This window comes from Pseudomonas sp. Eth.TT006, from assembly GCF_054456575.1.
Genome location: NZ_JBTJEN010000008.1, coordinates 96,379 through 118,770, shown reverse-complemented (window position 1 = coordinate 118,770; position 22,392 = coordinate 96,379). Strand labels below are relative to the sequence as shown.

Genomic DNA, 22,392 nt, shown 5'->3' with positions numbered 1-22,392 from the left:
ACTTAGCCCCGTCGACTGGCGCGCTGACTGCGATAGGTATCGAGTACCACCGCGATGACAATCACCGCGCCGGTGATGATGCGCTTGGTCGGTTCGGTCGCACCGATCTGCGCCAGACCCGCAGCCAGCACTGAAATGATCAGCACGCCGAAGAAGGTACTGATCACCGAGCCACGCCCGCCCATCAGGCTGGTGCCGCCAATCACCACCGCCGCAATGACTTGCAGTTCAAGGCCGGAGCCGGCATTCGGGTCCGCCGCTTCCAGACGGGAAATCTGGAACAGTGCAGCAATACCGGCCAGCAGACCCATCATGCTGAACACCAGAATCTTGTACGGCTTGGGGTTGATCCCGGCCAGACGCACCGCCTCTTCGTTGGTGCCGATACCAATCAGGTAGCGTCCGAACACGGTGCGCGTCAGCACTGCCTGGGCAATGATGATCACCAGCAAGGCAATGATGAACGACGGCGAAATGCCGAACGCGATCGGGTTCGACAGCCAGGCAAACGAGTCACCGATGTAGGCGGTACGCGAACCGGTCATCTGGTACGCCAGACCGCGCGCCATTTCCAGCACACCCAGCGAAACGATGAACGACGGAATGCGCCACGCCACGGTGATCGAGCCAGTGACCGTGCCAGCCAGTGCCGCCACCGCCATGCCGAGCAATGCCGCCGGCAATACGCTCCAGCCCCAGCCAAGAATCGCCACGCTGACCGTCGAAGCGGCAAGTGCCAGCACCGAGCCCACCGAGAGATCGATGCCGCCGATGATCAACACGAAGGTCATGCCGACCGCGAGCACCATCAGATCCGGAATCTGATTGGCCAGGGTGCTGAAGGTGTTATAGGACAGAAAGTGGCTGCTCATTACCGAGAACAGCGCCACCATCGCCAACAAGGCACCGGCCAGGCCCAGATAGGTGCCCAGACCGTAGAAATTGCCACTACGTTTGCCGGCAGAAGATGCAGTTTTCATGGGAGTTCCCTAGGCGCCGCTTCATTGAGCAACGCATCACGTTTTTGGTAGCCGGCGAACGCGGCGGCAAGCAAATCATCCTGGGTCCAGCTGTCGCGCTCGAAGGTATCGATCAAGCGCCCTGCCGACAGCACACCGATGCGGTCGCAGATCAGCATCAGCTCGCGCAAGTCACTGGAGACCACCACCAGCGCCTTGCCCTGACGCGTCAACTCGCCCAGCAAGGCATAGATATCGAACTTGGCACCGACATCGATGCCGCGGGTCGGCTCGTCGAACAGCAACACCGAACAATCGCGCTCCAGCCAGCGGCCGATCACCACTTTCTGCTGATTGCCGCCGGACAGTTCCGAGACCAATTGTGTCGGGCTCGAACTGCGGATGCGCATGGCGTCGATCTGGCGCTGTGCGAGGGAAATTTCGTCGTTGTTATTGACGACCCCGGCCCGGGAAATTTCCGGCATGTTGCCCAAGGCGATGTTGGCGCTGATCGACTGACTGAGCAGCAGACCTTCACCCTTGCGGTCTTCGGTAATCAGGGCAATGCCATGGTTCACGGCGTCAACCGGCGAGCGCACACTGACCACTTTCGCCGGCGAACCGAGGGCGATGGTGCCGCTGTCGGCGGTGTCTGCACCGAAGATCAAGCGCAGCAACTCAGTGCGCCCGGCTCCGATCAGCCCGGAAATCCCGTAGATCTCACCGGCGCGCACTTCGAAGGAAACATCGCGCACCTTGTCGGAGCGGGTCAGGCCGTTGACCGTCAGGGCCGGGGCACCAATCTTGCGAGGCCCCATGTCGATGTGTTCGCCCAGTTCGCGACCGACCATCAAAGTGACCAGTTGCTCACTGTTGTAGTTGGCCATTGGCTCGACGCAGACCAGATTGCCGTCGCGCAGCACGGCGATGCGTTGCGCGACTCGCGCCAGCTCTTCAAGCCGATGGGAGATATAGATGATCGCCACGCCCCGTGCCTGCAGGCGAGTGATCTGCTCGAAGAGCATTTCCACTTCACGAGCGGTGAGCATCGCCGTCGGTTCATCGAGGATCAGCACATGGCAGTCACCGATCAGGTTGCGCGCGATCTCGACCATTTGCTGATGGCCGATACCCAACTCGCCGACCAACGTGTCCGGGTCGATCGCATCGAGGCCAACCTGGGCCATGGCTTCGATCGCCGCTTTGCGCAATTGCTTGCGGCTGATCCAGCCACCGTTGTTCGGCAGGTTGTCGAGAAACAGGTTTTCCGCCACCGACAGGGTCGGCAACAGATTGAGCTCTTGCATGACCATACGCACGCCCAGCTCTTCGGCCTGGGTCCGGCTGCCAGGGCGATAGTCCTTGCCCTGGAACTGCATCTGGCCGGTGGTCGGCGTGACCAGACCGCCAATGATCTTGGACAGCGTGCTTTTACCGGCACCGTTTTCGCCGGTCAGCGCCAGCACTTCACCGCGCATCAGCGTCAAGTCGATGCCCGTTAGCACCGGTTGCGCATAGGTCTTGCCGATACCGCTGACCGAGAGGACAGCGTTCGGGGCGGAAACTGACATAAAAACTCTCCATGCGCTCGCCCGGACGGACGAGCGCCGTTGTGTCGCCAGAAGACTTACTTGGTGACCAGCTCGACCGGGGTTTCGATCACGCCATTGGCGCCGCTGTCGACTTTCTCGCCCTTGATGATTTTCAGCGCGGTCTCGATGCCGAACACCGCCTGTTTGGCGGCGAACTGGTCGGCAGTCGCCAGCACACGGCCGTCCTTGAGCATCGGTTTGATGGCGTTGATGTTGTCGTAGCCGACCACCTGCACCTGCCCTGCCTTGCCGGCAGCACGCACAGCGGAGACGGCGCCGACGGCCATGCTGTCGTTGCCCGCCAGCAGAGCTTTGACATCCGGATACTCACTGAGGATCGACGCGGCAACCTTGTTGCCCTTGTCGATTTCCCAGTCACCGGATTGCAGCGAGACCACCTTGATCTGTGCCGCGTCCATCGCATCCTTGAAACCGGCGGTGCGTTGCTGGGCGTTGGTGGTGGTGGACACGCCTTCGATGATGCCGACCTGGTCACCGGCCTTCAGTTGCTTGGCGAGGTATTCGCCAACCAGACGCGCGCCTTTGCGGTTGTCCGGGCCTACGAAAGGCACATTGATGTTCTTGCTTTTGACGACCTGCGGATCGAGCTGGTTGTCGATGTTGATCACGGTGATACCAGCGTCGACGGCTTTCTTGATCACCGGCACCATGGCCTTGGAGTCAGACGGCGCGATAACCAGGGCATTGACCTTCGCCAGAATCATCTGCTCGACGATACGGGTCTGGCCAGCGGTATCGGTTTCGTCCTTGATGCCGTTGGAGATCAGGTCGAAATCGGCGGAGTGTTCTTTCTGGTAGGCCTTGGCGCCGTCTTCCATGGTCAGGAAGAATTCATTGGCCAGGGATTTCATGACCAGCGCGACTTTGGGTTTTTCCGGGGACTCGGCGAAGGCCGAAGAGACAGGTAGTGCGGCGGCTGCAGCAGCCAGCATAGCGACAGCAAGAAGACGTCCAGCAAATGGCAGCTTCATGGGTTCACTCCGATCTTATGATTATTGTGAGCAACGCTCGCGCTGGGGTAAGCTCGTCGCTTTCTCGCGGGAAGATACCTCGAGAGCGCCGCGCAAACGTTTGCGTTGACAGAACTATGCGAATCCCGCCGACATTTGTCAACAATCAGAATCGGTACTGATGGTCAGGCGAATCGACTGATTCGCCCCTCCCTGCTCACACCGTGGTGTTGACCATGCTGCCGCTGGTGGAACCTTTGGACATTTCCTTGAGCAGCGCCGCCGAGACCTCCATCAGTTCGCCGCTGGTCTGTGCAATCTGCCCCTGAATCGACATGACCGCCTGCGACTTGGCCTCCGGTGTCGGATAGCTCGCAGCCTGGGCTGCCGCCAGTTGTTGTTGCTGCTCCTGCATCTGCTTCTGCAATTCCTTCATCCGCTTGAGCAGCATTTTCACGCTGACGCTCAGGCTATCGCCGCTGTCGTCGCTAGCGGCCTTGGCGGCTTCCTGCGCGGGGCCACCGGTTCTGACCTGGTTGCCCGAGTCTTTTTTCTCGACGCCCAGCGCTTCGGCGGACGCATCCGCCTCTGCCTGATTCATCGCCTTGATCGTCGCTGCGGTTTTACCGCCGATGGTGACTGCGCCGGGATTTGAAAGACCGATCGTCAGTGACATGTAAACTCCCAAAATATGCGTTTCCTTGAACACCCATCGGCCGGCAGAGCATTTTCTTTAGCAGGGAATTCGCAGCTTGCCAGTGGTTTACTCGACGCATGCCGTAGTCCTTTTCGGCGAACCGAACGTGAAAGCGTCCAATGTTCGGAAAGCCGGATAAAGCCCCGCCCCCAAATTTAACCAATCGATAAATTGTTGATTTAAATCATGAGGTTAAACATTTCAGCAAAGCAGAGTAGCGCTGGTACAGATCCTGCTCCCTAGCCTGCACCCCGGGCATTCAGATCGGCTCGGGGCGCATCTAGATGAACCTGCATCAGCACCGTCTCACTACTAGAGAGAAAAATAATGAAATCTGCTTTCAATACCTTCGTACCGGGCGCTTTGGCCCTCCTCCTGCTCCTGCCGAGCGCCCTTCAGGCAAAAGAAGTCGAAACCCAGACCAAACTCGCCAACGTCGTGGTTCTCGCCACCGGTGGCACCATCGCCGGTGCCGGTGCCAGCGCGGCCAATAGCGCTACTTATCAAGCCGCCAAGGTCGGCGTTGAGCAACTGGTCGCCGGCATCCCCGAGCTGAGCAAACTGGCGAACGTGCGCGGCGAACAAGTCATGCAGATCGCCTCGGAAAGCATCACCAACGACAACCTGCTGCAGTTGGGCCGTCGCGTGTCCGAACTGGCCGACAGCAAGGACGTCGATGGCATCGTCATTACTCACGGCACCGACACCCTGGAAGAAACCGCCTACTTCCTGAACCTGGTGGAGAAGACCGACAAGCCGATCATCGTCGTTGGCTCGATGCGTCCGGGCACCGCCATGTCGGCGGACGGCATGCTCAACCTGTACAACGCCGTTGCCGTGGCCAGCAGCAAAGAAGCGCGCGGCAAAGGCGTGCTGGTGACCATGAACGATGAAATCCAGTCCGGTCGCGACGTCAGCAAAATGATCAACATCAAGACCGAGGCGTTCAAAAGCCCTTGGGGTCCGCTGGGCATGGTGGTTGAAGGCAAATCCTACTGGTTCCGCCTGCCGGCCAAGCGTCACACCATGGATTCGGAATTCGACATCAAGAACATCAAGAGCCTGCCTGACGTAGAAATCGCCTATTCCTACGGCAACGTCAGCGACACCGCCTACAAGGCACTCGCCCAGGCCGGGGCCAAAGCCATCATTCACGCCGGTACCGGTAATGGTTCGGTGTCTTCGAGTGTCGTGCCCTCCCTGCAAGCCTTGCGTAAAGAAGGCGTGCAGATCATCCGCTCATCCCACGTCAATGCCGGCGGTTTCGTCCTGCGCAACGCCGAACAGCCAGACGACAAATACGACTGGGTTGTCGCTCACGACCTGAACCCGCAAAAAGCCCGCATCCTGGCCATGGTCGCCCTGACCAAAACCAACGACAGCAAAGAGCTGCAACGGATGTTCTGGGAATACTGATTGCCCCTCGCCTGACCCTTTCGCGGTCAGGCAGCAAGCTCACCACTCGCCCACGCGGCGGGTGGTGTTGTCACCTACGCCAAGCACGATCTTTTCCCACAAAATAATCGACCCGACTTACACCAAAAGCGGAAAAGCGCTGTCAGAGGATTTTCTTGAATTTTAAGCAGTTGCGAAAACGCTTACAGTTAAATACTGTATGCACGTACAGCTTAATAAGGATAACCTCGTGGCCACCTCTCCTGATGCTCCTGACGCTTACGAACGCATGGGCATGCGCGTCCAGAAAATCATCAATTCCCCCACTGCACAAAAAGCCAAAGCCGCCTTGATCTTCCGTCTGCCGGACGAGCCGACGGATGCCTGGGAGCAATTGCTCGAGGAAATCGACGAGAACGACAACGTCACGCTCGCCTATCGCGACGATGGTGGCGTGCAGATTTTTTGGGTTGTGCCGAAGGAAGATTGATTCAATGAGTGTCCGCTGTTTTGCTTTGCTGTTGCTGTTCATCGCGTGTGGTGCCCAAGCCGGCGCACCCCGTACCTTTACCGAAGCCAAGAAGGTCGCCTGGAAACTGTATGCACCGCAGTCCACCGAGTTTTACTGCGGATGCAAGTACACCGGCAACAGGGTGGATCTGAAGGCTTGCGGTTATGTGCCGCGCAAAAATGCCAAGCGTGCATCACGCATCGAGTGGGAACACATCGTGCCGGCCTGGGAGTTCGGTCATCAGCGTCAATGCTGGCAGTCCGGCGGGCGCAAGAACTGTACGCGCTATGACCCCACTTATCAGAAAGCCGAAGCCGACCTGCATAACCTGGTGCCGAGCATTGGCGAGGTCAACGGCGACCGCAGCAACTTCAGTTATGGTTGGCTGCCGGTGCAGTCCGGTCAGTACGGCTCTTGCCTGACCCAGGTCGACTTCAAGGCCAAGAAAGTCATGCCGCGCCCGTCGATTCGCGGAATGATCGCGCGCACCTATTTCTACATGAGCAAGCAGTACGGTTTGCGTCTGTCGAAACAGGATCGGCAGCTGTATGAGGCATGGGACAAGACCTACCCGGTGCAGGACTGGGAACGCCAGCGCAACCAGAGCGTGGCGTGCGTGATGGGTCGTGGCAATGAGTTCGTCGGCCCGGTGAATCTCAAAGCCTGCGGCTGATCCTGCCGCCAAAAGAAAAGGCCTCGAACGTAATGTTCGAGGCCTTTTTTTGTGTCTAGCTGCCAGCCTTGTTATAGCGCCAGTAGCCCATCAAGTTGAGCGATTCGCGCGGGATGCCGCACGTTTTGATCAGGTGCTTGCGCAAGCGCATGACTGCAGCGCTTTCTCCGGCAATCCAGGCATAGAATCCTTCAGGCGCTGTATTGCCGATTTCCCAGAGAATGTCCTTGTCGATATCGACCTCGGCGAGCTCGGCAGCCTGACCGACTGATGGATCATCGACCGGCAAAAAGGCCTGCTGCACCGCCTCGACCATCAGCGTCCCGGCAGCGGCCGCGGGTGCCTGCTCACGAACCAGCCACTGCACCGACAGCCCGGGCCAGTCCGGCACCGAGAGCATGTCTTGCGCGCCGTCCACTTCAAAGTACGCCTGCACCTGAGGTGGCTCGACTCGCGCAGCCAACTCTTCGAGAATCCCCATGGCTGCCGGCAATGCCGTAGCATCAGCCACCAGCAAAACCTGTTTGAGCACTTGCGGCGGCTTCCATTCAAAGCCGCCAGAATCCTGCGCGGAAAAACTGCGGTCGGGAGCGAGTATCTGCATCGACGCGCCCGGCTGCGCATGCAGCGCCCAGCGCGAAGCAGGACCGGTCTCGCCGTGCAGAACAAAATCGATATCGACCTCACCCTGTTCCACGCGTAGATGACGGATGGTGTAAGTACGCATGGCCGGTCGACGGCTGGCGAGCATTGAGCGAAAACGCGCGTACCAGCCGTCCTCCTGCGCAAGCTTTGCAGGGGATCCATCTTCGGCGGGAAAAAACAGTTTGACGCGCTGGTCCGGTGCCCAGGTTGCCATATCGCTGATCGACGGATCTGCGAGGGTGATGCGCATCAGGTGCGGACTAACCAGCGTCTTGCGGTGCAGAACCGCGTTGAACAGTTTGTAGGGAGCGATGGAAGCCATGCGGAGCTCCTGCAGATATCGTGATTGACTCGTATAAGACGAGTCGCTTGCGATGTGCTTTAGGCTGCTCCGCGCAATGCGCCACTTAAGGCGCCAACGGATGCTCCACGATCACCGACTCGACGTTCTGTTTCTTGGCTTTCACCAAGGCAGCATCCACTTGCACCTTGCGTGCCTCAGCCTCGGCCTGGGAATTGAACGGGCCAATCAGGATCCGCGTCTTGCCACTGCTGTCTTTGATGACGGTCGGGACGAAAGCATGCTCGATCAGCCAGCCACTCAGGTCACTGACCGCCTGGGGCGTTTCGCCGCGCACTTCGAGGTCCCATTGCGGAACTGACGCGGTTGCAGGTGCGGCCGCAACTGCCGTTTTCGGCTTCGGTACGTCTACACTCTTGCCTTCACCACATCCTGCCAATGCCAGTGCCGCGACCATCCAGACCAGTTTGCGCACAACCCTTTCCTCGAAAATCTCAAAGCGGCGATCTTAACATTCAAAAATACTTCGCGAGGCCCGCAAAATGGGCACAAAACAACGAGATTGATGATTGCAGCCTCTGTATAGTTACGCCCTGGGAATTAATGCCGCATCTGCGCGTCAGAAAGAGGCACCCAAACCGTGAGACTTCGCACTAATCTATACGTACCACCGACCTCTGCACTGTCTGAATCAGGTGCCCTACAAAGCAATCAAGGAGAAGACCATGCTGATACTCACCCGCAAAGTCGGTGAAAGCATAAACATTGGTGACGACATTACGATCACCATCCTCGGCGTAAGCGGTCAGCAAGTCCGCATCGGCATCAACGCCCCGAAAAACGTTGCCGTGCACCGTGAAGAAATCTATCAGCGTATCCAGGCTGGCCTGACTGCCCCGGACAAGCCACAAACTCCCTGAGCCAACCGTACTCAGTAGCCAGTTCGTTTGCTCTGCGTAATGACTGGCTAAAGATTCACGCGCCGTACTGCCATCCGCTCCCCAGTTCACTGGGCACGGCGCCTGACACACCCCACTCCCCCGCCTCATCCATACCCTTCTCTCTCTTGCAGCGCGATACTATCTGCGCTTGCCAAGCCTGGCTGTCAGACATTTCCGAGAGAACGCGGAGAATTGCCCTGTATTAGCCAAAGGTCACGCCTCGCGCCATACCGGTGGCTGCAACTACCATCAGCATTAACAGCAGCGCCTCGACATGACTGATGCGCGCAAAGAGCTTTGCCCGCCCGGTATCGATCGCCCCACCCCGTGCGGACGTGATCCGCCATTTGATCAGCGTGATCATCGGTGCCAGCTCGATCAGCAGAATCAGCACGAACAACGTCATCTTCAAATGAAACAGCGGCTGGTGCAGATAGTAGTCAGTACCCTTTTCAAATCCGCCGAAGGCGCGCATGCCGCCAGTCACCAGCAGAATCAGCGCTGAGATCCCCCAGAGATTGTCGGCCAGCAAAACCCGCCCGACCTCGCCTGCACCAGCACCCAGACGACTGAACGCAGAGCCGCGGGTCAGCACCGCCCACAACGCCAAGGCAAAAGCCAATAGATGGACAGCGGCAAGCAACCAGTGAACCAGCATCGACGATCCCCCTTTGGGAAAATCTGGAAAAACGCCAGTCAGTAGTAGCTGAAAAAAATCGCTTGCGCCCGCACACGATCATGGGCGCTGGAAAGGAAGGAGAACGGCAGTAGCAGGATTTGGCAAATCGCAGGCAAAAAAAATCCCAAGCAGCTGATGGAAGCTTGGGATTTAAAAATGCATAAACCGTGGTGGTGAACGCGGGACAGATGTTACTGAAGTTCACCACCACCAACAACATTTTTTTGATAACCGGTCGGTTAAGAACACAGGTAACCTCTTAAATATCCACACTTTTTCGACGGATCCAAAAAATACACGGATTCTCATATGCGAACGTCGTGTTATTTCGAAACACGCTAAGCGTTCAAGGTAACGATAGATGGGAAGGCTCGAGAGAAGCACTTGAGCAAGGCTTCAGAAAATCGCAGACAACAAAAAAGGGCTCACCTTTCGGTGAGCCCTTCCAGACCGCCCAGCAGAGCGGATTTTGTTTGGTAGGCGCGATTGGACTCGAACCAACGACCCCCACCATGTCAAGGTGGTGCTCTAACCAACTGAGCTACGTGCCTGCTGTGAGGCGGCATTCTACGGAATTCCGGAGGGGTGTCAACACCTTTTTTTCACCTAAGCCTATGAATATGCAAAATATTTAATTTCGGCCCAGCACAGAAGATTTTTCCGGTGGCTGGCGGAGGTTTTTCAACTGGGGTAGCATCGGCGCACTCGTAAAATATATTAAACAGAGGCTGCAGGATGGCGAACACCCCTTACCCAGAGTCTTATTACGCTGCGTCGGCCAATGCCGTACCACCCCGCCCTGCCCTGCAGGATGAAGTGGAGACGGACGTCTGTGTGATCGGCGCCGGGTATACCGGGCTGTCCTCGGCGTTGTTTCTGCTGGAGAACGGTTTTCGCGTAACAGTGCTGGAAGCGGCCAAGGTCGGTTTCGGCGCGTCGGGGCGTAATGGCGGGCAGATCGTCAACAGTTATAGCCGCGACATCGACGTGATCGAACGCACGGTCGGTCCGAAGCAGGCGCAATTGCTTGGGCAGATGGCGTTCGAGGGTGGCCGGATCATTCGCGAGCGCGTCGCCAGGTACGACATCCAGTGCGACTTGAAGGACGGCGGCGTATTCGCCGCACTCTCCGCCAGGCAAATGGGTCACCTGGAATCGCAGAAGCGCCTGTGGGAGCGCTTCGGCCACACGCAACTGGAATTGCTCGACGAGCGCCGCATACGCGAAGTGGTAGCCTGTGATCAGTACGTCGGCGGCATGCTCGACATGAGCGGCGGCCATATTCATCCACTGAACCTGGCACTGGGCGAGGCCGCTGCCGTGGAATCCCTCGGCGGCAGCATTTACGAGCAATCCCCCGCCGTCCGTATCGAGCGCGGTGCCAACCCGGTGGTGCATACGCCGCAAGGCAAGGTCAGAGCGAAATTCATCATCGTCGCCGGCAATGCCTATCTCGGCAATCTGGTGCCGGAACTCGCGGCCAAATCCATGCCTTGCGGCACGCAGGTGATCACCACCGAACCGCTGGGCGACGAACTGGCGAAATCCCTGCTGCCTCAGGACTACTGCGTCGAAGACTGCAATTACCTGCTCGATTACTACCGCCTGACTGGCGACAAACGCCTGATTTTCGGCGGCGGCGTGGTGTACGGCGCGCGGGATCCTGCGAACATTGAAGCGATCATTCGCCCGAAAATGCTCAAGGCGTTCCCGCAATTGCAGGACGTGAAGATTGATTACGCGTGGACCGGTAACTTCCTGCTGACGCTGTCACGTCTGCCGCAAGTGGGGCGTCTGGGCGACAACATCTATTACTCGCAGGGCTGCAGCGGCCACGGTGTGACCTACACCCATCTGGCGGGCAAGGTACTGGCGGAAGCATTGCGCGGCCAGGCTGAACGTTTTGATGCGTTTGCCGACTTGCCGCACTACCCGTTCCCGGGCGGGCAATTGCTGCGTACGCCGTTTGCGGCGCTGGGCGCGTGGTATTACGGGTTGCGGGACAAGCTGGGGTTCTGATCCGGCATTCCGGCTACAGAACGTGGCGAGGGAGCTTGCTCCCGCCGGGTCACGAAGCGGCCCCTCTTTTATCCAAAAAGAAGGATTGCTGCGCAGCCCAGCAGGAGCAAGCTCCCTCGCCACAATTTATGTAAAGCCTGTATCAGAGCTGATCGCGGGCAATCCCGCTACGAATCCGCACGATATCCGCCAGCACCGCCAAGGCAATTTCCGCCGGTGTCTTGCTGCCCAGGTTCAAGCCGATCGGCGCATGAATCCTCGCCAGTTCAATCTCCCCCAGCCCACCAATCCTGCGTAGACGCTCGAAGCGTTTCTGCGAGGTCTGCTGCGAACCCATGACACCGATGTAAAACGCCTCAGTGCGCACCGCTTCCATCATCGCCAGATCGTCGATACGCGGATCGTGGGTCAGCGCCACCACCGCAGTATCGCGGTGACAACCGCCGTCGGCGATGAACACCGACGGCAATTGCCGACGAATCTCCACGCCATTGAGCACCACACCTTCGAGCACTTCCTCGCGCGGGTCGCAGAGAATCACTTCGAAGCCGAGACCGACCGCGAACTCGGCGCAGGCCTGCGCCACGCTGGAGTACCCCGCCAACAGCAGACGCTGAGCGGCACCAACGCGAATCCGCACCCGATCGATCTCACGCTCGATACGCGCACCCTGCTCGCGATCAGCAAACAGACTGCGCGCGCCGGTGGCCAGATCGACTTCGCGAATCAAGCGGCGCTGCCCGAGCAGCGCCGACTCGAGCTCACGCAGATGCGTTTGCACTTCGCAGCCAGCGTCAAATTTCTCTACCAGCACATCGAGAATGCCACCGCAGGGCAGACTGACCCGCGAGCGCGGATCATCGTCTTCGCCGTAGCGCACGACATTGACCGCATCGAGAAATGCTCCCTCTGCCACGCGCTCGAGAAAGTCTTCCTCGACGCAGCCACCGGACAGCGACCCGATCCACTGGCCGCCTGCGTTCACTGCCAGCAGTGAACCTGGCGCGCGCGGCGCCGAGCCGTAGGTGGTCAGCACGGTGCAGAGCCAGATGCGCTGCCCCGACACCAACCACTCAAGCGCCCGTCGCACCACTTGCAGATCGAGATGCTGCATGTCAGTTCGCCTTGTGCTCGACGGCAGGTGCATCCGCTTGCAGTTTCTGCACGTCGCTGACCGCCAGTTCCGCCGCTTGGCCGCCCCAGCCTTGACGCAAGTAGTTCAGCAGATCGGTCAGTTGTTGAGCGCTGAGCTTGTCGGCGAACCCCGGCATTGGCTGCATGTGCTCGAACCCGGCGAATTTCTGCTCGCCGATACCATCCTCGATCACCCGCACCAGATTGCGCGGATCGTCCAGGCGCAGCGTGGTATTGCCGCGCATGGCCACAGCGATGTGCGGCTTGCCTTCGCCACCGGCAGCATGGCAACCGGCGCAGACGTTCAGATATTCCTGACGACCGCGTTGCGCGCTCGGGCTGAGCTTGTCCACCGAGACTTCAACCAGCTGTTTGGCAGCAGGCGGATTGTCACCGAGCAGGAATGTCGCCATCGCTGCCAGATCCTGATCGTCCAGACCCTGGGTACTGTTGTGGAACACCGGGAACATCTCGTTGAACATCGTGCCCTGGGCGCTCATGCCGTGCTTGAGGAACGTGCTCAGGTCCTGCTGATTCCAGCCGCGCGCCGCCAGATCGGTGGCGAGCAGGCTCGGCGCCAGATACCCGTTGAGCACGCCGCCAGTCAGGCGCTTGTCCAGTTGCATAGCACCCGGCAGGCCGCGCGGCGTGTGGCATTCGCCGCAGTGACCGAGCACCTCGACCATGTACTGGCCGCGCTTCCACGCCTCGCTCTTGCCATCGGCAGGTTCCAGTTTCAAGGCCTTGCCGTACAACAGATTCCAGCCGATCAGGCCCGGGCGCACGTTGAACGGAAAGCTCAGGCTGGTGACCGGCGCGGCGCGCTCGATCGGTTCGATGGTTTTCAGGTAGGCGTGGATCGCGTCCGAGTCTTCCCGCGGCACCAGGTGATACGAGGTATACGGCATCGCCGGGTACAGATTCGCCCCATCGCGCCGCTTGCCTTCGGTCAGCGCGGCGAAGAACTCGTCATCGTTGTACAGGCCGATGCCGTGCTCTTTGCTCGGGGTGATGTTGGTGCCATAGATCGTGCCGAATGGCGACACGATCGGCAGCCCGCCAGCAAACGGCGCGCCGCCCGGGGCGGTGTGGCAGGCCATGCAGTCGGCAGCGCGGGCGAGGTATTCGCCGCGCTTGACCTGATCGTCGGCATGGGCCAACAACAGCGGCGCAGCCAGCCCGACCGCCAGGGTCAGGCGGGTCAGTAATTGCTTCATGCTCAACCCTCCTTGACCAGGCCGAGATCGGTCAGCACGTTGCGGGTGGCGTTGTAGTAACGCACGTACCCGGTGCAACGGCAGACGTGATGGCCGAGGCTGTCCTCGATAACCTGTTCCAGCTTGCTCTTGACGATCGGCTGGCGCTGCAGCTTCTCCACCAGCACGGTCGCGGCATTGACGAAGCCTGGCGCGCAGTAGCTGCACTGGAAGGCGAATTCGTCGACGAAGCGCTGCTGAATCGGGTTCAACTCAGTGACCTGGCCCTGCTCGTCACGCTTCGCGTGAGCTTCGATGGTGCGGACTTTCTTGCCTTCGAAGTAATGCGCGCCAGTGATGCAGGTGCGCACCTCTTCGCTGGTGCCGTCCGGGTTGTCGACGATCACCACGCAGGCATGACAGATGCCCTGGCCGCAGCCCAGGCGCGAACCGGTGAGGTTCTTGTATTCGTGCAGGTAGTCGATCATCGGCAGGTCATCAGGGATGTCCACCGGGCCGACGGATTGACCGTTGAGGGTCAGTTGAAGCGGACGGTTAGCCATTGAGGGCCTCCTTGATGCGCGCAGCAGTGATTGGCAGATCGCGAACACGTTTACCGATGGCGTGTGCCACGGCGTTACCGATGGCACCGACCACCGGGATCATCACCACTTCGGCGATACCTTTGGACGGATCGCTGGGTGACAGCGGCGGCAGAATCTCCGCGGTCTGCTTCCACACCGCCACGTGGCGGGCCATCGGCAGGCGATAACGGTTGAAGTTCCAGTCACCCTCCCCCGGTCCACCTTCGTACAGCGGCATCTCTTCCATCAACGCGTGACCAATGCCCATGGCGATCCCGCCTTCGAGCTGGCCCTTGACCAGTTCTTCGACCAGCACCCGTCCGCACTCGACCCACGAATGGTGGTTGAGCACTTCGACTTCCGCCGAGCCTTTGTTGACCTTCAGTTCGACCAGCGTCGCGACCGGGCTGTAGTAAGTCACCGCCGCGTTGTTCAACTGAACCACCGGGTAGTTGACGTTCTGACGATCCAGCAGGTGGAAGCCCGCGGTGTTCATCAGGGCTTTCTTGGCCTTCGGCGCGCCATCGCCGTACTTCACCGCCAGACCGTCGAGGGGCAGACGCTCGCGCACGCCGTCGATGCTGTACTCGGCCTCGGCCCAGCTCCAGCGGTTGAACGCGTGAACGGTGGCGCCGGTAACCAGACCACGCTCGTGCGCGTGTTTGGCCAGCTCTTCGAAGCTCAACGGCTGCATGCCGTTGGCGGTGAGTTTGCCGTCGACCCAATGCGCATCTTCACGCCGCACGACGTAAGGGTTGGCTTGACCGCCATAAGGCCCCTGACGCCAGATCTCCATGGCTGCCGGCCACAGACCGTTGTTGAACAGCACGCGTGCCGCTTCACGGGTGGCGTGGCTGAAGTAGTACGCCGAGTTGGTGGCGGACGACGCCGAGGCCAGCTTGCCCACCCAGCGCGGGTTGCGCAGCAGGTTGTCCTGCTCGGCCTGACTCATGATGTACGGGTTGCCGCTGGTGATCAGTTGCATTTCCTGCCATTCGGTTTCGCCGGTTTTCACGTCATGCGCCGGGCTGCCGAGGAAGTCGGCGACCACCAGCGCTTGCGACGTGGACATGCCGGTGCCGATTTCGATGCCGATATGACGCAGGCTGATGCGCCCTTCGGCGTTGAATTCGATGCTGGCCATTGGCGCTTCGGAACCGGTGCCGAAATCTTTCTGGCAAATGGCAAAACCGACGCCGTACCAGTTGTCCGGATCGGCCGCTTCGCGCTGCTTCTTGATCGCGTCGCGATTTTTCCAGACCTCGTGCACCGAGGCCTTATCGAGAATCTCGTGCAGGCGCAAGGCACCGGCCGGGATCGCGCCCTGGGTATTTTTCATGCCGGAGCGCAAGGCGTTCTTGCGGCGCAGGTCGATTGCGTCGACACCGAGGCGATTGGCGATTTCATCGACCATCATTTCGGTCGCAGCCATGCTTTGCAGGGTGCCGTAGCCACGCATCGAACCCGCCTCAACCGCACGCGAGTGATAAGCGGTGACCTGCAGATCGTTCTGCGGCATGTAGTAGATCGACTGAGCCGCCGTGGCGCCCACCGCCGCTACAGACGGGCTGTAGTTGATCCGCCCGCCGCCGTCGACGCTCATTTCTGCGCGAAAAATCTTGAAGCTGTAATCGTTCTTGTCCACTGCCAACTGGTAACGGATGTCGAACGGGTGACGCTTGATGCCGCTCTGGAACTGTTCATAGCGGTCGTTGGCCAGACGCACTGGCACACCGGCGCCGTACAGCGCCGCGAGGGCAGCGTAGTAAACGAAGATGTTGTGGTCTTTGGAACCGTAACCCACGGTGTAACCCGGGTGCATGTTCAGATTGGCCAAGCCGAAGCGCGACGGCGCGATCATTTTCGCCGTCTCGGTCGCAGCCTCCAGCGGGCATTGAGTAGCCACCACGAAGTGCAGGGTCTTGGTTTTCGGGTCGTACCAGCCGTTGCCGTTGTCCGGCTCCATTGCCGCTGGTTCGATCGACGGGGTCTTGTAGCGCTCGTCAAACACCAGCCAGTTGTCCGGCGGCGTGTCGATCTGCTGCTTCATACGGTCGGCGTAGAACAGGCCGCGCTCGGTCAGGTTACCGTGCAGGTTCGGCTGGGAATTCCACACCGGACGGCGGTTCTTCAGCATCGGAAACAGGATCGAGTCCTTGAGGCTGGCGAATTCGTCTTCGTCAGCCGAGGTCGGGCCACCCACGCGCACGTAGCGGAAGCTACCGTAAGGGTCGCCTTCGTAATACGGCACCTGAGCACCGTAACGAATCGCCTTGTCATTGAATTTGAGTTTGTTCTTGGCCTGACGGAAACGCTCGAAATCGTTCCAGATCAGGATCGCCACAGGATGACCGATGAACATCGGCACCTTGCCTTCGGGCAGCAACGGATCCGGCGCATGCTCTTCCGGAAACACGATACCGTCCTTGTCCAGGTCGGCAGCGGTGACGATGCGGTCCGGCTGCAAGTCGGCACCGAGCCACGACAGATCGTAGCCCTCATAGATGCGGTCAGCCTTGATAGTTTTCAGCAGCATGGCGTGACCCTGCTGCTCAGGCCAGCCCGGCATGTCCTTGGAGCGAATGTCGCGGGCAAACACCTTGCTGCCGCAGACCTTGGACAGGGCATCGTTGCGTTGGCGCGCCTTGCCGTTGTGGCCGAGCCATTTCTCGGACGGCACGGTCACGGTGTTTTCCATCAAGGCAGCCAGCGCCTGACTGCTGAGCGGCGCGAGCGTGACGCTCACACCCGCCACCAGCCCGCCCTGAAGGAACGAGCGCCGGGATATATCACGGTTGGACATGGATCATCCTCTGGGCGGTTATGTGTCCGCCCTTTTGGTTATCTACTGGGGAATCTCGAGTCTTGCAGAAGCCCTTTTTGGCTGAACAAAGGGCGTGTTGACAGTGCAAAGCTGACCGAAAGGTTAACTTTAAAGGTTTCCGGGCTCGCAGCAAACAACCAGATACAAAAATTTGACTAAAGAATCAAAAAATCAATGCGACGTGGTACCGCAGCAAAAAGCAAAACCCTGTAGGAGCTGCGGCACGCTGCGATCTTTTGATGTTGATTTCAAAAACAGGATCAAAAGATCGCAGCGTGCCGCAGCTCCTACAGGGTCCGGGTATGAGGGAGGCAAAGGGGGAAGGTCAAATTTCAGACACAAAAAACCCCGGTCTTTCGACCAGGGTTTTTGCTATCGATTCCGAATCAACCAGCGGTTGCTTTCGGTGTTTCAAGGCGTTCAGTGGTCCTTGAAACAGATATGGCGCAGCGGACGGGACTCGAACCCGCGACCCCCGGCGTGACAGGCCGGTATTCTAACCGACTGAACTACCGCTGCGTATCGCTTTGAGCTTGCGCTCAAGTAACTCGTTTTGATTGCAAGCTTCGGTGCTTTGCAATCGCGAACCAGACAGTGTCTGACTCGTAAAATATGGCGCAGCGGACGGGACTCGAACCCGCGACCCCCGGCGTGACAGGCCGGTATTCTAACCGACTGAACTACCGCTGCGCGTCGGTGGAGGCACTTTCAGCCTACCTCTTGCTTGCGCAAGTTTCTCGGGGAGTGGTGGGTGATGACGGGATCGAACCGCCGACATTCTGCTTGTAAGGCAGACGCTCTCCCAGCTGAGCTAATCACCCGTTTGCATCTCCGAGGCCGCGAAATTTACGCAGGTAGCGAACCTAAGTCAATAGCAGGATTGAAGTTTTTCTGAAAAAGACAAAATTGCTTCGATCCTGCAAGACCGTCTTCGCGAGCAAGCCCACTCCCACAAGGGGAATGCATTCCAAATGTGGGAGCGGGCTTGCTCGCGAAGACGCCCGCACATCCAGCACAGATGCCTGAATGATTACGCGATTTATTCGGTGTAGATCATCTTCTTGGTCATACCACCATCAACCACGAATTCCTGCCCGGTGACAAATCCGGCATTGCGCGACAGCAGCCACGCCACCATCGCCGCCACGTCCTCGACCGTCCCTACCCTGCCCGCCGGGTGCTGAGCATGATCGGCATCGGCCAACGGTTCGGCGCGACGTGCGGAGGGATCACGCGCATCGATCCAGCCGGGGCTGACTGCATTGACGCGGATTTCCGGCCCCAGGCTGATCGCCAGCGCATGCGTGAGCGCCAACAACCCGCCCTTGCTCGCGGCATACGCTTCAGAATCCGCTTCCGACTGCCGCGCACGGGTAGAGGCCAAGTTAACGATCGAGCCATTGTGCGCCCGCAGATACGGCGCACAGTGCTTGGCCAGCAGCATCGGCCCGCTGAGATTCACCGCCAGTACCCGATTCCAGTAAGCCAGATCAAGGCTTTCCAGGGTGATGTTGTGCGGATCGGCCACCGCCGCGTTGCACACCAACGCATCAAGCCGACCGAATTGCCCCAGCACCTCGGCAACGCCCAGCGCGACCTGGTTTTCATCCGCCACGTCCATGGCGATGAACCAGGCATTTTCGCCCAGCACCTTCGCCACTTTCGAACCACGCGCACGATCCAGGTCGGTCAGCACCACTTGCCAACCTTCGCTGATCAGCCAGGCAGCAATGCCCAGACCGATGCCGCGTGCGGCACCGGTGACCAGCGCCACCCGGCCACGGGTGCCGGCGCTCGGAGTGGACAACTCGATCACAACGCCGCCAGACCGCGCGACAGATCGGCCTGCAGGTCCGCCACGTCTTCCAGACCGACCGCGACACGGATCAGGCTGTCACGAATCCCCGCCGCTTCACGCTCCTGCGGCGCCAGACGGCCGTGGGAGGTGGTGCTCGGATGGGTGATGGTGGTTTTGCTGTCACCGAGGTTGGCGGTGATCGAAATCAACCGGGTGGCGTCGATAAAGCGCCAGGCGCCCTCTTTGCCGCCCTTGACCTCGAAACTCACCACCGCCCCGAAGCCTTTCTGCTGACGCTGGGCCAGCTCGTGCTGCGGATGGCTCTTGAGACCGGCGTAATGGACTTTCTCGACACCGTCCTGCTGCTCCAGCCACTCGGCCAGTTGCTGGGCGTTGGCGCAATGCGCCTTCATCCGCAGGTTCAGGGTTTCCAGACCTTTGAGGAAAATCCACGCGTTGAACGGGCTCAGGGTCGGTCCGGCGGTACGCAGGAATCCAACGACCTCTTTCATCTGCTCGCCACGACCGGCCACCACCCCGCCCATGCAACGGCCCTGGCCGTCGATGAACTTGGTTGCCGAGTGCACGACGATGTCCGCACCGAGTTTCAACGGCTGCTGCAGCGCAGGCGTACAGAAGCAGTTGTCGACCACCAGCATCGCGCCCTTGGCGTGAGCGATTTCCGCCAGCGCGCTGATATCCACCAGCTCGGCCAACGGATTGGATGGCGACTCGACGAACAGCAATTTGGTGTTCGGCTGGATCGCCGCGTCCCACCCCGACAGATCGGCCAGCGGCACGTAGTCGACTTGCACACCGAAGCGTTTGAAGTACTTCTCGAACAGGCTGATGGTCGAACCAAACACACTGCGCGACACCAGCACGTGATCGCCGGCGCTGCACAGGCTCATCACCACCGCCATGATCGCCGCCATGCCGGTTGCGGTCGCAACTGCTTGCTCGGCGCCTTCCAGCGCGGCAATGCGTTCTTCGAACGCGCGCACGGTCGGGTTGGTGTAGCGCGAGTAAACGTTGCCCGGTACTTCCCCGGCAAATCGCGCTGCCGCGTCGGCGGCGGTGCGGAACACGTAGCTGGAGGTGAAGAACATCGGATCACCGTGTTCGCCTTCCGGCGTACGGTGCTGACCGGCACGTACGGCCAGGGTATCGAACGCTACACCTTCGAGGTCGCTGTCCAGCCGACCGGCATCCCATTCCTGACTCATGCTGTCACTCCTTGCCTGTTCCCGAAATTAAAAGTCAGATACAAAACCGGCCCCTCAGGGCCGGTAGAAACTCAGTTGTTGTACAGATCGATGATCGCACTGACCGCCTGGGTCTTGACCTTGGAGGCATCGTTGCGTGCCTGCTCGATCTTGTTCAGGTAAGCCTCGTCGACATCACCGGTGACGTACTTGCCGTCGAACACCGCGCAATCGAAGTTTTCGATCTTGATCTTGCCGCCACCGACCGCTTCGATCAAGTCCGGCAGATCCTGATAGATCAGCCAGTCTGCGCCGATCAGATCCGCCACGTCCTGGGTCGAACGATTGTGTGCGATCAGCTCGTGAGCGCTCGGCATGTCGATGCCGTAGACGTTCGGGAAGCGTACGGCCGGAGCCGCCGAGCAGAAGTAGACGTTTTTCGCGCCGGCTTCACGGGCCATCTGGATGATCTGCTTGCAGGTGGTACCGCGCACGATCGAGTCGTCGACCAGCATCACGTTCTTGCCGCGGAACTCCAGCTCGATGGCGTTGAGCTTCTGACGCACCGACTTCTTGCGCGCTGCCTGGCCCGGCATGATGAAGGTCCGGCCGATGTAGCGGTTCTTGACGAAACCTTCGCGGAATTTCACGCCCAGGTGGTTCGCCAGTTCCAATGCTGCGGTGCGGCTGGTGTCCGGAATCGGGATGACCACGTCGATATCGTGCTCCGGACGCTCGCGCAGGATCTTCTCGGCGAGCTTCTCGCCCATGCGCAGACGAGCCTTGTACACCGACACGCCGTCGATGATCGAATCCGGACGCGCCAGGTAAACGTGTTCGAAGATGCACGGGGTCAGCGAGGGGTTGGTCGCGCACTGACGGGTGTGCAGCTTGCCGTCTTCAGTGATGTAGACCGCTTCGCCCGGAGCCAGGTCGCGAATCAGGGTGAAACCGAGCACGTCCAGCGACACGCTTTCGGAAGCGATCATGTACTCGACGCCTTCGTCGGTGTGACGCTGACCGAACACGATCGGACGAATGCCGTGCGGGTCACGGAAACCGACGATGCCGTAACCGGTAACCATCGCCACCACCGCGTAACCGCCGACGCAACGGTTGTGCACGTCGGTCACGGCAGCAAAAACGTCTTCTTCGGTCGGCTGCAGCTTGCCGCGCTGGGCCAGTTCGTGGGCGAACACGTTCAGCAGCACTTCCGAGTCGGAACTGGTGTTGACGTGACGCAGATCGGATTCGTAGATCTCTTTGGCCAACTGCTCGACGTTGGTCAGGTTACCGTTGTGCGCCAAAGTGATGCCGTACGGCGAGTTGACGTAAAACGGTTGAGCCTCGGCCGAAGTCGAGCTGCCGGCAGTCGGGTAACGCACGTGGCCGATACCCATATGGCCGACCAGGCGCTGCATGTGACGCTGCTGGAACACGTCACGCACCAGGCCATTGTCCTTGCGCAAGAACAACCGGCCATCATGGCTGGTCACGATACCGGCAGCGTCCTGGCCGCGGTGCTGGAGCACGGTTAGCGCGTCATACAGCGCCTGATTGACGTTCGACTTACCGACGATACCGACGATGCCACACATGCGACGCAACCCCTACTTAATGGATCTGAACTGAACAACACTCACTGTGGCGTTTTGGCCGACGGCAAGAGCTGCTCCTTGAACGGAATATCAGCGGGTACGCTGATTCCGCTGGCAAGCCACTGACTGCTCCACCCGAGAATCAGGTTTTTGGACCAGTCGGCGACCAATAGAAACTTGGGTACGAGTTGTGATTCTTTCCACCACCCGTCCTGCTGTACCGGCCCCAGGCTCAACAGCCCGACCGCCACGACCACCAGCAACACGCCACGCGCTGCGCCGAAGGCCATGCCGAGGAATCGATCGGTGCCGGACAATCCGGTCACGCGCACCAACTCGCCGATAAGATAATTGATCATTGCGCCCACGATCAGCGTGGCCACAAACATGATGGCACAGCCCGTGATCACACGAGCCGATGGGGTCTGGATATATCCGGCGAGGTACTCGGACAGTGAGCCACCAAACATCCAGGCAACCGCTCCTGCAATGATCCAGGTCACCAGCGATAATGCTTCCTTGACGAAGCCGCGGCTCAGACTGATCAAAGCGGAGATGGCGATGATTGCAACGATCGCCCAGTCAACCAGGGTAAATGGCACAGTGCAGCCTACAGACGGATAAGGCGGCGCATTTTAGCAGAGCGCACCGCTGTCGGTAAGCTGCGATT

General features: G+C 59.6%; 20 protein-coding genes and 4 tRNA genes. 5 read left to right on the top strand and 19 right to left on the bottom strand.

The genetic code is table 11. The annotated features are described in order from the left end of the window. Nucleotides 1-2 precede the first annotated feature (2 nt). The 4 genes from ACXR0M_RS14750 to ACXR0M_RS14735 all read right to left on the bottom strand — a co-directional run bounded on the left by ACXR0M_RS14750 (nt 3) and on the right by ACXR0M_RS14735 (nt 4,198). A complete protein-coding gene (locus ACXR0M_RS14750) occupies nt 3-980 on the bottom strand; it encodes an ABC transporter permease (RefSeq protein WP_458832541.1) in 978 nt (325 codons plus the stop codon). Beyond that, entirely contained in the window at nt 977-2,530 is a 1,554-nt protein-coding gene (locus tag ACXR0M_RS14745; RefSeq protein WP_458832540.1) for a sugar ABC transporter ATP-binding protein, read from the bottom strand. Before ACXR0M_RS14745 ends, ACXR0M_RS14750 begins: the two co-directional genes overlap by 4 nt. 56 nt (nt 2,531-2,586) lie before the next feature. Beyond that, on the bottom strand, nt 2,587-3,543 hold the full coding sequence (locus tag ACXR0M_RS14740) for a substrate-binding domain-containing protein (protein ID WP_458832539.1): 957 nt from the start codon (nt 3,541-3,543) through the stop codon (nt 2,587-2,589). A gap of 196 nt (nt 3,544-3,739) precedes the next feature. Continuing rightward, entirely contained in the window at nt 3,740-4,198 is a 459-nt protein-coding gene (locus ACXR0M_RS14735) for a hypothetical protein (protein ID WP_458832538.1), read from the bottom strand. Nucleotides 4,199-4,546: 348 nt separating this feature from the next. Between ACXR0M_RS14735 and ACXR0M_RS14730 the strand changes: the two genes are divergently transcribed. From ACXR0M_RS14730 to ACXR0M_RS14720, 3 genes are all read left to right on the top strand, one after another. Beyond that, on the top strand, nt 4,547-5,635 hold the full coding sequence (locus ACXR0M_RS14730) for an asparaginase (protein WP_458832537.1): 1,089 nt from the start codon (nt 4,547-4,549) through the stop codon (nt 5,633-5,635). A gap of 199 nt (nt 5,636-5,834) precedes the next feature. Further along, the gene (locus ACXR0M_RS14725) at nt 5,835-6,104 is read left to right on the top strand and encodes a DUF1654 domain-containing protein (protein WP_458832536.1); all 270 of its coding nucleotides are present in this window, start codon (nt 5,835-5,837) and stop codon (nt 6,102-6,104) included. A gap of 4 nt (nt 6,105-6,108) precedes the next feature. Continuing rightward, entirely contained in the window at nt 6,109-6,798 is a 690-nt protein-coding gene (locus tag ACXR0M_RS14720) for an endonuclease (protein WP_458832535.1), read from the top strand. 55 nt (nt 6,799-6,853) lie between these two features. On the opposite strand, the gene ACXR0M_RS14715 is transcribed toward ACXR0M_RS14720, so the two are convergent. Continuing rightward, the gene (locus ACXR0M_RS14715) at nt 6,854-7,765 is read right to left on the bottom strand and encodes a siderophore-interacting protein (protein WP_458832534.1); all 912 of its coding nucleotides are present in this window, start codon (nt 7,763-7,765) and stop codon (nt 6,854-6,856) included. Nucleotides 7,766-7,850: 85 nt separating this feature from the next. Continuing rightward, a complete protein-coding gene (locus ACXR0M_RS14710) occupies nt 7,851-8,219 on the bottom strand; it encodes an SPOR domain-containing protein (RefSeq protein ID WP_458832533.1) in 369 nt (122 codons plus the stop codon). Between the two features lie 250 nt (nt 8,220-8,469). Here ACXR0M_RS14710 and csrA point away from each other — a divergent pair, with 250 nt between their 5' ends. Further along, on the top strand, nt 8,470-8,664 hold the full coding sequence (csrA, locus tag ACXR0M_RS14705; protein WP_003179932.1) for a carbon storage regulator CsrA: 195 nt from the start codon (nt 8,470-8,472) through the stop codon (nt 8,662-8,664). 223 nt (nt 8,665-8,887) lie between these two features. On the opposite strand, the gene ACXR0M_RS14700 is transcribed toward csrA, so the two are convergent. Together ACXR0M_RS14700 and ACXR0M_RS14695 are read right to left on the bottom strand one after the other, a co-directional pair. Then, a complete protein-coding gene (locus ACXR0M_RS14700) occupies nt 8,888-9,343 on the bottom strand; it encodes a DUF2214 family protein (protein WP_458832532.1) in 456 nt (151 codons plus the stop codon). A gap of 495 nt (nt 9,344-9,838) precedes the next feature. Further along, nucleotides 9,839-9,915: transfer RNA gene (locus tag ACXR0M_RS14695), tRNA-Val, on the bottom strand. 184 nt (nt 9,916-10,099) lie between these two features. Between ACXR0M_RS14695 and ACXR0M_RS14690 the strand changes: the two genes are divergently transcribed. Further along, nucleotides 10,100-11,383 carry an NAD(P)/FAD-dependent oxidoreductase gene (locus tag ACXR0M_RS14690; RefSeq protein WP_458832531.1) on the top strand — a complete coding sequence of 428 codons (1,284 nt, stop codon included), beginning with the start codon at nt 10,100-10,102 and terminating at the stop codon, nt 11,381-11,383. A gap of 142 nt (nt 11,384-11,525) precedes the next feature. On the opposite strand, the gene ACXR0M_RS14685 is transcribed toward ACXR0M_RS14690, so the two are convergent. From ACXR0M_RS14685 to ACXR0M_RS14635, 11 genes are all read right to left on the bottom strand, one after another. Further along, nucleotides 11,526-12,497 (bottom strand): XdhC family protein, encoded by a 972-nt coding sequence (locus tag ACXR0M_RS14685; protein WP_458832530.1) that lies wholly within the window; start codon nt 12,495-12,497, stop codon nt 11,526-11,528. A gap of 1 nt (nt 12,498) precedes the next feature. Beyond that, nucleotides 12,499-13,734 (bottom strand): c-type cytochrome, encoded by a 1,236-nt coding sequence (locus ACXR0M_RS14680; protein ID WP_458832529.1) that lies wholly within the window; start codon nt 13,732-13,734, stop codon nt 12,499-12,501. Between the two features lie 2 nt (nt 13,735-13,736). After that, nucleotides 13,737-14,276, bottom strand: coding sequence for a (2Fe-2S)-binding protein (locus ACXR0M_RS14675; RefSeq protein WP_458832528.1), 540 nt, complete (start codon nt 14,274-14,276; stop codon nt 13,737-13,739). Further along, on the bottom strand, nt 14,269-17,100 hold the full coding sequence (locus ACXR0M_RS14670; RefSeq protein ID WP_458832527.1) for a xanthine dehydrogenase family protein molybdopterin-binding subunit: 2,832 nt from the start codon (nt 17,098-17,100) through the stop codon (nt 14,269-14,271). Before ACXR0M_RS14670 ends, ACXR0M_RS14675 begins: the two co-directional genes overlap by 8 nt. 463 nt (nt 17,101-17,563) lie before the next feature. Then, a tRNA-Asp gene (locus tag ACXR0M_RS14665) sits at nt 17,564-17,640 on the bottom strand. A 94-nt stretch (nt 17,641-17,734) separates the two neighbouring features. Next, nucleotides 17,735-17,811, bottom strand: a tRNA-Asp gene (locus tag ACXR0M_RS14660). Between the two features lie 55 nt (nt 17,812-17,866). Next, nucleotides 17,867-17,942, bottom strand: a tRNA-Val gene (locus ACXR0M_RS14655). A 218-nt stretch (nt 17,943-18,160) separates the two neighbouring features. Beyond that, nucleotides 18,161-18,937 carry an SDR family oxidoreductase gene (locus ACXR0M_RS14650; RefSeq protein ID WP_458832526.1) on the bottom strand — a complete coding sequence of 259 codons (777 nt, stop codon included), beginning with the start codon at nt 18,935-18,937 and terminating at the stop codon, nt 18,161-18,163. Continuing rightward, on the bottom strand, nt 18,934-20,145 hold the full coding sequence (locus ACXR0M_RS14645) for an O-succinylhomoserine sulfhydrylase (protein WP_458832525.1): 1,212 nt from the start codon (nt 20,143-20,145) through the stop codon (nt 18,934-18,936). The genes ACXR0M_RS14650 and ACXR0M_RS14645 overlap by 4 nt, the downstream gene beginning before the upstream one ends. Nucleotides 20,146-20,216: 71 nt before the next feature. Continuing rightward, entirely contained in the window at nt 20,217-21,722 is a 1,506-nt protein-coding gene (purF, locus tag ACXR0M_RS14640; protein ID WP_007956466.1) for an amidophosphoribosyltransferase, read from the bottom strand. Nucleotides 21,723-21,763: 41 nt separating this feature from the next. Further along, complete coding sequence (locus tag ACXR0M_RS14635) at nt 21,764-22,324, bottom strand: CvpA family protein (protein WP_458832524.1); 561 nt, start codon at nt 22,322-22,324, stop codon at nt 21,764-21,766. Nucleotides 22,325-22,392: the final 68 nt, after the last annotated feature.